This is a genomic window from Roseibium sp. (assembly GCF_048261595.1).
GTDB lineage: Bacteria > Pseudomonadota > Alphaproteobacteria > Rhizobiales > Stappiaceae > Roseibium.
In genome coordinates, this window is record NZ_JBLXFW010000004.1 from 91,376 (window position 1) to 106,373 (window position 14,998).

Here is a 14,998-nt window from a genome sequence, read left to right on the forward strand (position 1 = left end):
TCTTTGTCTGACCGTCTATTCAGCTGCGGTCTTCATGGCTGCCATCTGATCGGCGGCGGCCTTAATTGCCTTGACGATGTTGTGGTAGCCGGTACAGCGACAGATGTTGCCCTCCAGCTCGTGGCGGATCGTCTTTTCATCCAGGTTCGCACCGTAGCGCTCGATCATGTCCACGGCGGTCATGATCATGCCGGGCGTGCAGAAGCCGCACTGCAGACCGTGATGCTCGCGGAACGCCGCCTGGACAGGGTGCAGTTCATTGCCGTTTGCCAATCCTTCGACGGTGGTAACCTGCGCACCATTTGCCTGGGCTGCCAGCATCGTACAGGACTTGACTGCCCGGCCGTCGACATGGACGACGCAAGCGCCGCATTGGGATGTGTCACACCCCACATGGGTTCCGGTCAGCCCCTGGGCCTCACGGATGTAATGGACCAGCAAGGTGCGGTCTTCGACCTGGGCCGAAACCTTCTTGCCGTTCAATGTCATTGACACTGTCGTCATTTCTCACTCCCTCAAGCTCCAACCGTCTTCGCTGATCGCTCCAGCAAGGACGGAGAACACATCCGAACGCGGCTGTCAGTTGACCACGGCCAGAATTGCAATGATTGCCGCTAGGGCAATCAGACCCCAGACAACGGGGCCGCCAAAAGCGCCCTTGCCAGCAGCCACTTCAACCTTTTCCTCGACATCGTGCACACGGTCTTCAATGGCATGCTCGACATCCTCGATCGCTTCGGCCAGATGCGCAGGGGCGTCTTCCATTGCGATGGTCTTTGCCTCTTCGGCAAGTCCCGGGTCCAGTTCGGCGCCCGACCCGCCAGCACCGGCGCGCTCCGTAACGACCTCCGAGAATTTCCCGAAGAATTCATCAGCCATTTTTCTTGCGGTGGAATCGATCAACCGACTGCCGAGCTGGGCGAGTTTCCCACCAACCTGCGCCTTGGCGGTGTAGGTTAGAACGGTCTCACCGCCATCTTCGGCGAGGTGCACATCTGCTCCGCCTTTTGCAAAACCGGCGACGCCACCCTTGCCTTCACCCACTATGGTGTAGCTCTCGGGTGCATTGATGTTCTCGAACTTCACCTCGCCCTTGAACTTTGCCTTGACCGGGCCGATCTTCGACGTCACGGCGGCGGTCATTTCCGTGTCGCTTACCTTTTCGAGTTCTTCGCATCCCGGGATACAGTCCTTGAGAACTGCAGGATCGTTCAGGGCTTCCCACACGGCCTCGCGGGATGCCGGGATCCTGTATTCACCGCTCATGTCCATGATACTGGGACCTTTCGTAAATTCGATGTCGCTTCCGCGGACTGAAAGTCATAACCGCAAAGTGGGCCTGAAATGCAGGATTTGACGAGGCTGCGAAAGCGATCGTGGTAGAGCCGTGCAATAGAGGCATCACGGAAAATCGAGGCAAGAGGGAAAACCGCAGTCACCGCGAGACGGTTTCCGTACCTTCGCACTGCCCCGATGAAATGTCGGCTCTCAACTGATGTCACGGTGCTCCTCCCAAAGCCACGTATACACAGGTGTCGATCGCACCTTTAGCTTCAGGTTGCCCGAACGCAGCAGGCAACGCAAAGCCGCCAGCATCAAGTATCTGTCAAATGTGTCTCACCGATGAGACATTGCCATAACGCGAGACGTCAGTTCTCGCTCAGGATGCCCAGCTGGTTCATGCGACGGTACATGGTTGCCCTGCTGATCCCAAGATCGCGAGCAGCAGCCGAGACATTGCCGCGCCGGCGCAGCAAAGCCCTTCTGATCTCGCCCTTTTCGACACGGCCTCTATCCTGACTGGTTCTCAATCCTGCCATCACCTCGTGCAGCGATGGCATTGCCTGCAGGATCTCGCCAGACAAGCCGAGGCGTCGGCGCGCATGACGGGTTGCACCAATGACCAGATCATCTTCATCGACGGCAAGCAGCGCTACACCGCTTGATCCGTGCCCTTCGGCAACAATGATCCGCGCTCCCTGAAAGGCGCGCTGGAACAGCTCACTTTCCACGGACCTGGCACTCTCGGTCACCACGGAGCCAAGAACCTGGGCAAACGAGTGCGTCAGATCTTTCCGGCAGTTCGAGACATCGAGAACCGCAATGATCTCTCCGCTTGGATCGTAGATCGGTGCACCCATGCAGCTCATCGCGATATTCTGCGCGCGAAAATGCTCGTTCTGAAAGATGACAACGGGTCTCTTTTCGGCAATGCAGGTTCCAATGCCGTTCGTCCCCTCATTCGCCTCGTTCCAGATCGCACCTTCGGCAAGACCCCATTCTGCAAAATGATGGCGGTCCGCAGCGGTACTGTTCGCCTGGAGAATGACGCCCTCAGCATCTGTCAGCACGACGCAACACCCTGCGGTGCCCGCGGTCTGGTAGAGGCGCTCCAGGCTGGGCCTGGCCACTTCGAGCAGATTTCCGTTTTTCTCCCGCGCCCGGTCGAGCTCCGGGCCAGACAAACGGCGGGTAGGTGACCGGCGTGCCGGATCGAGACCGTAATAAACCATGGACCGGCGCCAGGATGCTGCGACGGGCGACAACGTCGCTGTCGCACTTTCCTGCACGGTCGTCGCGACCCTGTCCACATGGGTCAGTGCCATGTTTGTCGAGCGCATCTGCATTCCTCCCTCGTTGCAGGTTCCCAGCCTGCAGTTGCGTCAACTCGAACAAAACCCGGCGTACTTGTCAAAAGCTTTTCACCTGACCTCCTGCGTTCGAGGTCCAATTTGACCGTTAGAACGGAGTTTCATGCAAAAAGGCACCGTCATTTGTTGACCGCCGCGCTCCTCGCGCATAATGCCATCAGGTCAAGCGATATTAAAAGAGACGAGAAAGAGTGCACCTTGGCGGATACGCTCACCCACCACAACGCTGAAGCAACCACCTTTGCCAAACAGGGGCAACCGCCCGCCGAACGCTGGCCGGTGATCCTGGAGACGGAAGGCTGGAAGGACTACCGCCTCCTCGACATGGGAGAGGGACGCAAGCTGGAGCGCTATGGTCAGCATACGATCATTCGCCCGGAGCCTCAGGCTATGGGAACGCCACGCCTCAAGCCAGCGGTCTGGGACCGGGCAAATGCAGTCTTTACCGGGGATACGGACGAGGAAGGTCCAGGCCGTTGGAAGTTCTCCGGCAATGTGGCCGAGACATGGAACATGGCCTATGGCCCCGTGCGCTATGTTGGCCGCTTCATGTCCTTCCGGCATGTCGGTGTCTTCCCGGAACAAGCCGCACACTGGGACTGGGTGAGCGAGAAGATCAGACAGGAAGCCGATCTCAAGCCTGGCAAGCAGCTCAAGATCCTGAACCTGTTTGGCTATACCGGCCTCGCCTCCCTGCTGCCTGCGGCAGATGGTGCGCATGTCACACATGTCGATGCATCGAAAAAGGCCATCGCTTATGCACGCGAGAACCAGGCGCTTTCAGGACTGGATGATCTGCCGATCCGCTGGATCTGCGAAGATGCTTCGAAATTCGTCGCCAGGGAAGTCCGCCGGGGTAACACGTATGACGGGATCATCCTGGATCCACCCAAATACGGGCGAGGACCAAAGGGAGAGGTCTGGGACATTTACTCGAGCCTGCCGGGGATGCTCGATGATCTCCAGCAGCTCCTCGACAAGGACGCCCTGTTCATGATCCTCACCGCCTATGCCATCCGATCCAGCTTCGTCTCGATCCATGAACTGATGTCGGAGAAACTATCAAAGCAGGGCGGCCTTCTGGAATCCGGCGAGCTTGTCATTCGCGAAGAAAACGGCAAGCGCTGCCTTTCCACGTCACTGTTCTCACGGTGGAGCAGCCGATGAACGATACGACAAGGACCAAACGCCAGGGCGCGGTCAAGCAGATCACCAGCCACTCGAACCCTATCGTAAAGGAAATCAAGGCCCTTGTTTCCCAGCGCAAGTACCGCACCCAATCGGGTCTATTTGTTGCGGAAGGCCTGAAGCTCGCGACGGACGCGCTCGATGCAGGATGGGAAGTACGGTACCTGGTCCTGGGGCCGGACGCCCGCGATCATCCAGTTGCACAAAAAGCGGCTGCAACGGCAAAGGCCAGGGGAGCACTGATCCTCGAGGTCAATACCGCCGTGCTCGCGGCCATGACGCGCAAGGACAATCCGCAAATGGTTGTCGGCGTCTACGAGCAGAAGCTTATGCCGATAGACAGCATCCGTCCTCAGGACTCCACCGTTTGGGTGGCCCTCGACCGGGTGCGCGATCCGGGCAACCTGGGCACCATCATTCGCACCGTCGACGCTGTCGGAGCGAGCGGGATCATACTTGTTGGAGACTGCACGGACCCTTTCGCCGTCGAGACAGTACGCGCGACCATGGGATCCCTGTTTCACGTTCCGATCGTGAAAACCGGCAAGGATCGGTTCAAGTCGCTTGCCACCGCGTGGCCTGGAACTGTTGCAGCGACCCATCTCAAGGGGTCCGTGGACTACCGTCAGCCGGACTACTCCGAACCGGTGCTCCTGGTCATGGGGAACGAACAACAGGGACTTGAGGATGACATGGCGGAGGTCTGCAAGACCCTGATCCGCATCCCTCAGGTCGGGGAAGCCGACAGTCTGAACCTCGCGGTCGCGACCGGGATATCTCTCTACGAGATTCGTCGCAAGCACCTAGCACTTTGAAGGAAAATGACATGCGCCTGTTCGTGTTCGGCGTCGGATATTCGTCCACGGCTTTCATCGAAAAGGTTCGTGACCGTTGCGAGTGGATCGGCGGCACCACACGGTCTCGCGAAAAGGCTGAGAAACTCAAGGCCAAGGGTATCGAGCCATTCTTGTTCGACGGTGCACAAAAGTCTGACGAACTTGTCGAAGCCTTGCGCTCGGCAACCCATGTCCTTGTCTCAATTGCTCCGGACGAGGCCGGAGATCCCGTATTGCTGCATCACAAGGACGATGTCGCCGCCGCTCGCCCGCAATGGACCGGTTACCTCTCCACCGTCGGAGTATATGGCAACCATGACGGCGCCTGGGTAGACGAAGATACTCCATGCAAGCCGGTGTCGAAGCGATCCATTCAGCGCGTAGCCGCAGAGACAGCTTGGCTCCAATTCGCCGTCGAATGTGGCCTTCCTGTTCAGATCTACCGCCTGTCCGGCATCTACGGCCCGGGACGGAACACTTTCGAGAACTTCCGAAAAGGCACGGCACGGCGACTGATCAAGGACGGTCAGGTTTTCAACCGGATCCACGTAGACGATATTGCCGGTGCGCTTGAAGCCTCATTGGCGTCGCCAACTACCCGGGTCTACAACATCACAGATGATGAACCCGCTCCGCCACAGGATGTGGTCTCTTTCGCGGCCGAACTTCTTGGCGCCACCCCACCCCCGGAAGTTGCATTTGAAGATGCTGACCTGACACCGATGGCTCGATCATTTTACGGTGAAAATAAAAGGGTTTCCAACAAGCGAATGAAAAATGAACTTGGTTACAACCTTGCCTATCCAAGTTACAAGCCAGCCCTAATCGAGCTGCTCAAGAACTATACTGATACTTGAGCCACTCCCCCAAAATACAACAAAACAGACAAACGCAACCTAGAGTTAGCCATATAAACTCAAGTATACCTTATCGATAAAAATACCTATAGCCATCACAACCAAGGGAAATATTTGCACGTTTCATTAACAAATACAGTTCATCTTCGACCCTGAAATTGCCTCTAGGGAATTCAAGATGATCATGACAAAAAAATTCCTCGTGGCGGGATTACTGGCGCTTCTGACCCCACTCCCACTCACGGCTCAACCTGCTGCGCCAGACCCGCAAGCGCTGATGACACCTGCGTTCATCGACGACGTGCGTGACTGGCTCGCAAATCCGATCGTAAACCTGTCGATCACCGCGCAAAACCAGCTGCGGGGCCAACTCGCACAGGATGGCATCGATGCCCTGGACAAGCAGTGGCGAGCCGAACGCGAGAACGACGACAAGCCTCTTATTTCGGCGACGCTTTCGGCGCCTCTGTCGTCCTACCTTCTCCGTGTCCAGGCCGGCGCAACCGGCCTCTACACGGAAATCTTCATCATGGATTCCAACGGCCTGAACGTCGGCCAGAGCGCGATCACCGGCGACTACTGGCAGGGCGACGAAGCCAAGTTCCAGAAAACCTTCAGCGTCGCTCCCGATGCAGTGTTCATCGACGAGGCCGAGTGGGACGAAGAGCGCAAGATCTGGCGCGCGCAGCTGAACCTGGCGATTGCCGATCAGACCTCCGGCAAGGCGATTGGCGCAGCAACCGTCGAAGTCAACCTCACCGAACTTCAGCGCCGCGGCGCGGCTGCGAGCTAACAAGGGATCCGAGATGTTCAACAATCTCTCCGTTTCGAAGAAGGGCGCACTCGCCTTCTCGATCCTGGCTCTGATCGGCGCAATTGCCGGCGGTTTCACATACACAAAGACCGTCGGTGCGATGCACGAGGTCGATCAGGCATCTTCTATCAGCGTCATCAACGCGGATGCTCTCGAACTTCAGCGGCAGATTCAGGGCCAGGCACTTGCCTTCAAGTCCTTCCTTCTGACCGGCGACCGCTCCTGGCTGGAAATGGCGACATCTGCGTCCGAGACGATTTCCGGGCGGTTCGGTGCCCTGAACGCGGCGGTGGCAAAAGCCAGCCCTGGCGATGCAGCGCTTGTCAGCAACATGCAAACGTCATGGCAGGACTGGTTTGACGGTTTCGTGCAGCAGCAGATCAGCTACATGCGCGCCCCGGAAACGGTAGACATGGCTCGCGCGCTGGAGCTTACCCCGGAAAGCCGAAATCTACTGAACGCGATCACCACCAGTGGAAGCGAGCTCTCCGCCGCGCTGGAAAGCAGTAAGAACGACAGCCTTACCAAGCAAAGCGCCGAGCTCGAGCTGGTGAAGCTCGTTGCTCTAGTTAGCGCGGCCCTGATTGTTGCTTTTGCTGTCATTCTCGGCTTCGTCAACAACTTGCTCGTGTCACGCCCGCTCGGCAAGCTGAGCTCTATCGTTCAGTCCTTGGCAAGTGGTAACACTGATGACGAGATCGACTTCGATGACCGCAAGGATGAGATCGGAATGATGGGTGCCGCTCTTGGTGTCTTCCGGATGAATCTGATCAAAAACCGCGAACTCGAAGACGATGCAGCTCGCCAGCGGGAGGATAGCGTCCTCCAGAAACGCGCGGAGATGGAGAAGATCGCAAGCGAGTTCGAACGCACGGTCATGACGATCAGCGAAGAGATCATTACCTCTCTGGACAGCGTCAATGCTCAGGCGGAATCCCTTTTCGGCATTGCCAACGGAACCACCCAGCAGGCCATGTCGGTCTCCGCGGCCGCGGAACAGGCAACGAGCAACGTCAACACCGTTGCCGGGGCTACGGAAGAGCTGTCGGCGTCGATCCGCGAGATCAATGAACAGGTTCGTGCAGCCTCCCGCCTTGCCGACGATGCCTCGTCAGAGGTCGAACGCTCCAACCAGGCAGTTGCCACACTTCAACAGGTTGTCGCAAAGATCGGTGACGTCACCAGCCTGATTACGGACATTGCCGAGCAGACCAACCTTCTGGCATTGAACGCCACCATCGAGGCTGCCCGTGCAGGCGATGCGGGCAAGGGTTTCGCCGTCGTCGCCTCAGAGGTCAAGGCACTTGCCGAACAGACCTCCAAGGCAACAGAAGAAATCGACCGCCAGATCTCCGAAATGCGGGCCGCTGCTGACGACAGTATTTCGGCCACGGCCAGCGTTGCCGATATGGTCCGCTCGATTGCCGACCGGACGTCCCAGATGGCGACCTCGACGGACCAGCAGGACGCGGCAACCAGCGAAATCGCAAACAACGTCACCGAGGCCGCCGATGGAACCCGGAGCGTGTCACAGTCGATTTCCCAGGTGAGTGCCTCTGCAAGCCAGACCGGAGATCTGAGCTCCGAAATGCGCGCTGCCGTCGAGAACCTTCACGACCGTTCGACGCGCATGCGCGATGCGATGAACCAGTTCCTGTCTCAGGTAAGAGCGGCCTGAGCCACCGGAGTTTTGACCCTGAACGCCCGCAGCCTTCTGCGGGCGTTTTTATTTGACCCAAGGCTGAGCGACCGGAACAGGCAAGCTCGCTCCTTGACTTTGGTGCGTCTTTCGCCGCACGTTGCCGCTCCATTCACGTGCCGAAAAGGGATCCGACCCATGACGACCTGGTCTGTTTATCTATCTGGCGAGATCCATACGGACTGGCGGGATCAGATCAGACAAGGTGCCGAGGCACATCAGTTGCCGGTCAATTTCTCCGCTCCCGTCACCGATCACGAGGCGAGCGACGATTGCGGCGCTTTCATTCTAGGCGCAGAAGACAAGAAGTTCTGGTTTGACCACAAGGGTGCGAAGGTCAATGCGATCCGGACCAGAACGTTGATCGAAAAGGCCGACATTGTCGTCGTCCGGTTCGGCGACAAGTACAAGCAGTGGAATGCAGCGTTCGATGCCGGCTATGCCGCAGCACTCGGAAAGTCTCTGATCGTATTGCACGATCCGTCCCTTACCCATCCGCTGAAAGAAGTCGACGGTGCGGCCCTTGCAGTGGCAGAGACATCCGAGCAGGTCGTTGAAATCCTACGTTACGTGATCAAAGGCGAACTGGCGCGCTGATTTCCCTGTGGCACGACAGCCACCTGAGGATCCCGACCTGACCTTGTAACTTTATATTGCATACCCACATATACAACGACCGACAGCAGCTCCCCAAAAGGAACGCTGACGAAACGGGCCGCGCCCAACATGCCTAACGTTGCGTTAATTTTCGCACTCTACAGTGAGTTTAAGGACTCACTGCCACGCTTAGGCGGCGCAGGCATTTCATATAAACTGTCATCAAGGCGTCGAAGAGCCGGTGTATTCCGTGCGACGCTAAAGACGATTTGAGTAGAAAGTAAGTACGTATATGTCCATGCAACATGGAAACGTGAAGTGGTTCGACAACAGCCGTGGTATCGGCTCGATCGAGCCCGAAGACGGAGAAGACATTTCCGTCAACATCAAGGCATTGCACCGTTCCGGGATCGACACACTTCGTGAAGGCCAACTTGTAGCCTTCGACCTTGAGTGGCACCGGGGCCAGGCAATGGCAGAAGATCTCAAGATCCTCTGATAGCATTGAAACAGGATGATCAAGGGGCGGTTTTACCGCCCTTTTTCTATGGCGCACCAATCATCCAACTGGCGAGAATATCACCGAAGGAACAGGGTTTTCGCTGCAAGCGAAGGTTAACAGCAAATTAACCTTTGTCACCAAAGCTGGAGCGGACGAATTCGCGCGCTCGCCGGCGCGCACGATCCAAGGGCCCGCCTATGCAGCTTTCCATCGAAACGACGACCCAGAGCGCGAGCATCTTTACCAGCTCGACCGGCGCTGTCGCTATGCCTTCACCGAAGGGTGCAGAGGCATCCGACGAAGGCTCCACGAAAGCTCCGGTTCTGTCCGCTCTCGAGAATGCCGCCAAGAAAGCAGAGGACGACGCTGTCGTCATTGCGGCGCTTCAGGAGGCCGTCGAAAAAGGCAAGGGCGGGACCGATGACGAGGGCCAAAAGTCGGCACTTGCCAAGATGGATGAATACCGTGAAACCGCTGGAAAGCTGAAGAGCGCTCTCGGGGAAGACGGCGGCAGTTCCGCGTCAATTTCGTACGAGAGCGCCACGATCTCGACGACGACGATCGAAGCCGAAATCAACGGTGAGACCGTCTCCGCAGAGTTCATTTCCATCGAGCGGGTCTCGTTCAACAACGAAACCGGACTTTCGGTACGCACGGCCAGTGCAGCCAACATTGACGCTGATCTTGGCAATATCAGCGCCAGCTACCAGAGCGCTTCTGTCAGCTCTCTTTATGCCGGGACCGGCGACCAGGTCGGAAACCTAATCGCCGGCCTCGCCTGATCAGGCTTTCTTCAAATAGGCCGCGATGATGTCGCACGCCGCCTGAAGGTCTTCGCGCTGGATCATTTCCGTGACGGTGTGGATGTAGCGGGTACCGACAACGATCCCGACCGCCTTCGCGCCTGCTGCCGCCTGCTGAGCGGCTGCGCCATCCTGACCACCGGCCTTCAGCATCGTACGCTGAAAGGGGATCTTCTCCTTCTCGGCCAGAGCCTCGATTTCCTTGACCAGTTCCCGGTCTGCAATGAAGCTGGAATCCTTGACGTGCAGACCAAAACCGGAGCCCTGCACCGTCGTGCGGTCCTGTTCCGGCACGCCCGGAGTGTCGCAAGCCAGCGTGACGTCGATACCAAGGCCAACATCCGGTTTGATCGCGAAAGCTGCCGTGCGCGCACCGCGCAGGCCAACTTCCTCCTGACAGGTGAATGCCACATGGATTTCGCAGGCATGCTTGGTCTTGCCCAGCGCACGGATTGCCTCGATGCCAAGCCAGCATGCAATTCGGTTGTCGAGCGCCTTTGAAACGATCTTGTCGCCGATCTCGATGAGCGGTTCATCCATGGTGACCATGTCACCGATCTTGATCTTGTCCCTGGCATCTTCGCCTGACATGCCGATATCGATGACGAAATCGGCAGGCTCCGGCACTTTCTTTCGCTCTTCCGGCGACGAAATGTGGATCGGACGACCACCGGGGTTCATCACGCCCTTATAGTCACCATCGTCGGTGGACACGAGGACACGGCGGGAGAAGAGGTTGCGTGGATCGAAGCCGCCAACCGGCTGGACATGGAGGAAGCCCTTCTCGGTAATGTGGGAGACCAGGAAGCCGATCTCGTCCATGTGACAGAGCAGCATCACCTTCTTCGGCTCTTCCCCCGTCTTGGGCGCCTTGCGGGCGTTACGCTTGCACAAGAGCGAGCCCATCGGATCGACGGTTACTTCATCGAACAGTCCGTCGATCTCCGAGAGGATCAGTTCACGAACCCGATGTTCGTGGCCGGGAACCCCCGGCGTTTCACAAAGGCGGCGTAGCAGATCTATGTTCATTTTGACCCTGTCTTCTTGAGCGGATTATTCGAGTCTTAGCCGTTCCCGGCGCTCCGTTAAAGGCCACCGTTTGAACGCTCCCGCTTTCAGGTATCCTGACAAACAGCGGGCGATGCGACATCGAAAATATTTGGCGGCGGCATGCATTGCCACGGAGGCGTCGCAATTGCCGAAGAGGATCAAAGTCATTCACCCGAGCTTGGCAGATCGCCAACAACCCGCTGAACGATCAACACGGGGAACCGAATGGCACGCAAAAAGCGCATTGTACTTTCAATGGACGGTGGCGGTATCCGGGGATTGATCCCCTTGCGCTTGTTGGAGAGCATTGAAAGCCGGATGTCCCACCGTGGAGTGCGGCGGCCATTGCATCAATGTTTCGACCTCATGTGCGGCACTTCGACGGGCGGCCTCATTGCAGCAGCAATTGCGGCCCCGAAACCCGGATCCGGGATAGATGAGGCGGCATTTTCTATCTCTGACCTACGCGCATTCTTCGAGAGGGATACGCGTGAGATCTTCATCCGATCAATCGGCCGGACTCTATCGCTTCGCCTCACAAATCCGTTGGGGCTCTTCAACGAAAATTATGATCCCCGGCCACTGGAAACCTGGCTGAAAGAGCATTTCGGTTGGACATCCCTTGCGAGCGCACTCACTCCGGTAGTGCTGACGACCTATGATATCGAAAGACGTCAGGCCGTATTCCTGACCAATGGTCACGCGCATGACGGAGCAAAGGCGGACGACTTCTATATTTGGCAGGCCGTTCGTGCGGCGCTGGCGACGCCCGGCTATCTCGAACCGGCACGCGTCGACAACCTCAGTACAGGCGACACGAACACGCTGATCGATGCCGGTATCTTTCTACAGAATCCCGTGTTTTCGGCCTATATCGAGGCACGAAAGATGGGTTGGGAGGCGGAAGATATCGTCATCCTCTCACTCGGTAGCGGACACGCTGCACAGAAAGGCTTCAGCTTTCAGGAAGCAAGCAACTGGGGCTCTCATGACTGGGTGCGCCCGTCCAACGGCAGTCCACTTCTATCAATAGCTTCCGACGCACAGAGCAGGACGGCCAGCTACCAGGCGGACTGCCTTTTTACCGACCTCGGCGAAGCACGATTAATTCGCATTGACGGAGAGATACCGGCAGAATCCGAGGCAATCGACAATGCCCGCCCCGGTAACCTGATCAAACTCAATGGCGCTGCCGACCGGATCATCCGAGACAACACGATACTGCTCGATGAGGTTGCAGAATTGCTGATTACCGCAGCTGCTTGACAGTCCGTTCTTGCGCGAAGCACGAATGCCTTGCGACGGCCACAAAGGACCGGCACGCTTGGCGCGAACTGAGTCGGAGGCGTTCGGTTTGAGAGCACAACTGCGCAATACGTCCCTAATGATCGCAGGTCTATGCCTCGCCTCTGTGATGGCTGCATCACGCGGTGCGGCAGTTCCGCTACCGGAAAGCAAACCATCGGCAGAGACCACCCTGCTTCCCGTTGCCACTAGCAACGCCCCAGTCCCTTTGCCCAAACAAGAATCTGCTCCCGCCGGCAATCAACCGGCCTCTCGGCTGGTTCTTAGGGACTCTGCACCGGCCAAAGACTATTTCGGCGCGATGTCCGGCCCGGCTCCGCTTCGGGCCCGCGCTATCGGATCTTACGCGAAGGGCTGTCTTGCGGGCGGAGCTGCACTTCCGACAGATGGTCCGACCTGGCAGGTCATGCGGCTTTCACGCAATCGCAACTGGGGACACCCCGAACTCGTGCGCTTCCTTGAAGACCTGGCAAACGACGCCCCCCGTCTCGGCTGGCGGGGACTTTTGGTGGGAGACTTGGCGCAGCCTCGCGGCGGACCGATGACCTCTGGCCATGCCAGCCACCAAATTGGACTTGATGCGGATATCTGGCTGACCGAGATGCCGTCCCGAACGCTGAGCCGGCAGGAACGGGAAGATATCTCGGCGGTATCGATGCTGAAGGGCGCGATGGACGTCAAAGGCGCAGACCGGTCCGTCGATCCGTCAAAGTGGAGCGATGCGCGTTCCCGATTGATCAAGCGAGCTGCGAGTGACGAGCGCGTCGCCCGGATTTTCGTAAGCCCGGCGATCAAGAAAGCGCTCTGCGACTTCGAAACCGGCGGCAACAGGGAGTGGTTGCGAACCGTGCGCCCGTGGTGGGGGCATCACTATCACTTCCATGTTCGTCTGGCCTGCCCTCAAGGCAGCCAGGGATGCCAGGACCAGAAAGCGCCGCCACCGGGAGACGGATGCGGACAGGAGCTGACCTGGTGGCTCTCCGACGAGCCATGGGTCCCCAAAAAGCCAAAGAAGCCTGACGACAAACCGAAGGTCGTCAAGAAGAAGCCAATGGAGCTTGCGGCTCTACCAAGAGAGTGCAAGCAGGTGCTGACCGCCGAATAGACTCGGCACCACTCCTCCCATCAAGGGGAAGGAAGCATTGATGGCGGGGCGGGATCGTCGTTCAGGACGAGCGTGACCATATAAAGGTCAAGCCATCTGCCGAACTTGGTGCCGACCTGAGGCAGCTTGCAGGACACGTCGAAGCCGAGCTTGCGATGGAACTTCAACGAGGTCTCGTTCTCGGCATCAACCGCACCGACCATCACGTGGTAGCCGTCCGCACGTGCCAGTTCGATCAGCTTCTGCATCAAGGCTGCGCCAGTTCCCACACCCTGTGCACCCGATCTTACGTAGATCGAATGCTCAACCGTCTTTCGATAACCGGGTCGAGCTCGAAACGGCCCAAAGCTTCCGAAACCCAGAACATCATCCTCGTCATCGACGGCTACAATGACGGGAAATCCGTCCCTGCCGCGCCCCTCTAGCCATATCGCCCGTTCCTCGACCGTTTCTTCCTGCTCAGTCCAGGCTGCAGTGAGGTTGCGTACCGCGTGATTGTGGATCTGGAGAAGTGCCGGAAGATCTTTGGTGGCGGCAGTACGGAGTTTCATTGGATGTCTCTCGGCTATTAGATATACCCCTTATAACCCAACTTTTTCGAAGAAAAATTATCCTGTAAATAAGCACTTCAAATGGATATCGATCAGCTCAAAACCTTCGACCGAGTCGCAAGAGATGGCAGTTTCACACGTGCCGCTGCACGGCTGAACGTCACCCAGGCGACCGTTTCAATGCGCATTCAGGCGCTGGAAAACGCAATTGGTGCGCAGCTTTTTGTTCGCGGACGGCAAATACGGCTCACCGATCAAGGTATCAGCTTTCTGCCCTACTGCCGAAGGATGCTTGGCGTTCTTCAGGAGGCCCGCGAAACTTTGAAGCGCGCAGAACGCGGGAGGGTCGCCGTGGGCAGCCTGGCGACAATGATCATGCCGACGATCAATCGCGCCCTGGTGCGCTTTCAAAAGCAAAACGCCGAGATTGACGTCATCATCCGCGAAGGACGCCACAACCAGATCGCAGCCATGCTACATGAACGCGATGTCGATCTTGCGGTTATGTGCTGGCCGAACCTCGATCCACTTTTGACCAATGCCGAAGCACTGTTGATCATACGGGAGGATGCACCGCTTGTAGCCGCTCCCGAGGTTGCGGAGGCGATCGGACAGAACCCGACCATTGCCCGGGTTCTCGAGGTAGCACCACGCTATCTGACGCTCAATTGGTGGCAGATCGCACCGCCCGCTGCCACCTCAATGGCTCTTGCTGCACCTTCGCGCGTGGAACTGCCGACGGAACCCGGCCGCAATCTGGTCTTGTCAGGGCACGGAGTCGGCTTCTTTGTCAGGTCATCGGTGGCGGATGCGCTCGCAGATGGTCGACTTGTCGAAATCAGGCCAAGCGACCTCGAGCCCCTGTTCCGCGATGTGGCCCTGGTGGTTCAGAATCATCAGGCACTCGCCCAACCGGCACTGCTGTCTTTCGCTCGTGAAATTGCCGAAGACGCCCGCCCCCTTGGGCGCGTGTTACGCGATGAACTGTCAAAATTCACAGACGAATGAAATGCCTTGTGTCCCTCGTGCAAAATAGGCCC

Annotated in this window: 16 protein-coding genes; 11 read left to right on the forward strand and 5 right to left on the reverse strand. The window is 57.8% G+C overall.

What is annotated here, in order from left to right:
• Window positions 1-15 precede the first annotated feature (15 nt).
• The 3 genes from ACN0SY_RS14010 to ACN0SY_RS14020 all read right to left on the reverse strand — a co-directional run bounded on the left by ACN0SY_RS14010 (window position 16) and on the right by ACN0SY_RS14020 (window position 2,621).
• A complete protein-coding gene (locus ACN0SY_RS14010; RefSeq protein WP_417688100.1) occupies window positions 16-504 on the reverse strand; it encodes a (2Fe-2S)-binding protein in 489 nt (162 codons plus the stop codon).
• 75 nt (window positions 505-579) lie between these two features.
• Window positions 580-1,272: an SRPBCC family protein gene (locus tag ACN0SY_RS14015; RefSeq protein WP_417688102.1), complete on the reverse strand. Its 693-nt coding sequence runs from the start codon at window positions 1,270-1,272 to the stop codon at window positions 580-582.
• Between the two features lie 377 nt (window positions 1,273-1,649).
• Complete coding sequence (locus ACN0SY_RS14020; protein ID WP_417688104.1) at window positions 1,650-2,621, reverse strand: GAF domain-containing protein; 972 nt, start codon at window positions 2,619-2,621, stop codon at window positions 1,650-1,652.
• A gap of 228 nt (window positions 2,622-2,849) precedes the next feature.
• Between ACN0SY_RS14020 and ACN0SY_RS14025 the strand changes: the two genes are divergently transcribed.
• The 8 genes from ACN0SY_RS14025 (at window position 2,850) to ACN0SY_RS14060 (ending at window position 9,926) form a co-directional block, all read left to right on the forward strand.
• Window positions 2,850-3,818, forward strand: a complete 969-nt coding sequence (locus ACN0SY_RS14025; RefSeq protein ID WP_417688106.1) for a class I SAM-dependent methyltransferase — start codon at window positions 2,850-2,852, stop codon at window positions 3,816-3,818.
• Window positions 3,815-4,654 (forward strand): TrmH family RNA methyltransferase, encoded by an 840-nt coding sequence (locus tag ACN0SY_RS14030; protein ID WP_417688108.1) that lies wholly within the window; start codon window positions 3,815-3,817, stop codon window positions 4,652-4,654. Before ACN0SY_RS14025 ends, ACN0SY_RS14030 begins: the two co-directional genes overlap by 4 nt.
• An 11-nt stretch (window positions 4,655-4,665) precedes the next feature.
• A complete protein-coding gene (locus ACN0SY_RS14035) occupies window positions 4,666-5,532 on the forward strand; it encodes an SDR family oxidoreductase (protein WP_417688110.1) in 867 nt (288 codons plus the stop codon).
• Window positions 5,533-5,716: 184 nt separating this feature from the next.
• Window positions 5,717-6,325, forward strand: coding sequence for a hypothetical protein (locus ACN0SY_RS14040; RefSeq protein WP_417688112.1), 609 nt, complete (start codon window positions 5,717-5,719; stop codon window positions 6,323-6,325).
• Between the two features lie 13 nt (window positions 6,326-6,338).
• Window positions 6,339-8,024, forward strand: coding sequence for a methyl-accepting chemotaxis protein (locus ACN0SY_RS14045; protein ID WP_417688114.1), 1,686 nt, complete (start codon window positions 6,339-6,341; stop codon window positions 8,022-8,024).
• A 159-nt stretch (window positions 8,025-8,183) separates the two neighbouring features.
• Window positions 8,184-8,642, forward strand: a complete 459-nt coding sequence (locus ACN0SY_RS14050; protein WP_417688116.1) for a YtoQ family protein — start codon at window positions 8,184-8,186, stop codon at window positions 8,640-8,642.
• 292 nt (window positions 8,643-8,934) lie between these two features.
• Entirely contained in the window at window positions 8,935-9,141 is a 207-nt protein-coding gene (locus ACN0SY_RS14055; RefSeq protein ID WP_417688118.1) for a cold-shock protein, read from the forward strand.
• A 200-nt stretch (window positions 9,142-9,341) separates the two neighbouring features.
• Window positions 9,342-9,926 (forward strand): hypothetical protein, encoded by a 585-nt coding sequence (locus ACN0SY_RS14060; RefSeq protein WP_417688120.1) that lies wholly within the window; start codon window positions 9,342-9,344, stop codon window positions 9,924-9,926.
• Here ACN0SY_RS14060 and ACN0SY_RS14065 read toward each other — a convergent pair whose 3' ends face one another.
• On the reverse strand, window positions 9,927-10,976 hold the full coding sequence (locus tag ACN0SY_RS14065; protein WP_417688122.1) for a M42 family metallopeptidase: 1,050 nt from the start codon (window positions 10,974-10,976) through the stop codon (window positions 9,927-9,929). It lies immediately after the preceding gene.
• Window positions 10,977-11,222: 246 nt separating this feature from the next.
• On the opposite strand from ACN0SY_RS14065, the gene ACN0SY_RS14070 reads away from it, so the two are divergent.
• Window positions 11,223-12,263, forward strand: a complete 1,041-nt coding sequence (locus ACN0SY_RS14070; RefSeq protein ID WP_417688124.1) for a patatin-like phospholipase family protein — start codon at window positions 11,223-11,225, stop codon at window positions 12,261-12,263.
• Between the two features lie 118 nt (window positions 12,264-12,381).
• A complete protein-coding gene (mepA, locus tag ACN0SY_RS14075) occupies window positions 12,382-13,407 on the forward strand; it encodes a penicillin-insensitive murein endopeptidase (RefSeq protein ID WP_417688726.1) in 1,026 nt (341 codons plus the stop codon).
• 20 nt (window positions 13,408-13,427) lie between these two features.
• On the opposite strand, the gene ACN0SY_RS14080 is transcribed toward mepA, so the two are convergent.
• Window positions 13,428-13,958: a GNAT family N-acetyltransferase gene (locus ACN0SY_RS14080; RefSeq protein WP_417688126.1), complete on the reverse strand. Its 531-nt coding sequence runs from the start codon at window positions 13,956-13,958 to the stop codon at window positions 13,428-13,430.
• 81 nt (window positions 13,959-14,039) lie between these two features.
• Here ACN0SY_RS14080 and ACN0SY_RS14085 point away from each other — a divergent pair, with 81 nt between their 5' ends.
• Window positions 14,040-14,966, forward strand: a complete 927-nt coding sequence (locus ACN0SY_RS14085; protein WP_417688128.1) for a LysR family transcriptional regulator — start codon at window positions 14,040-14,042, stop codon at window positions 14,964-14,966.
• Window positions 14,967-14,998: the final 32 nt, after the last annotated feature.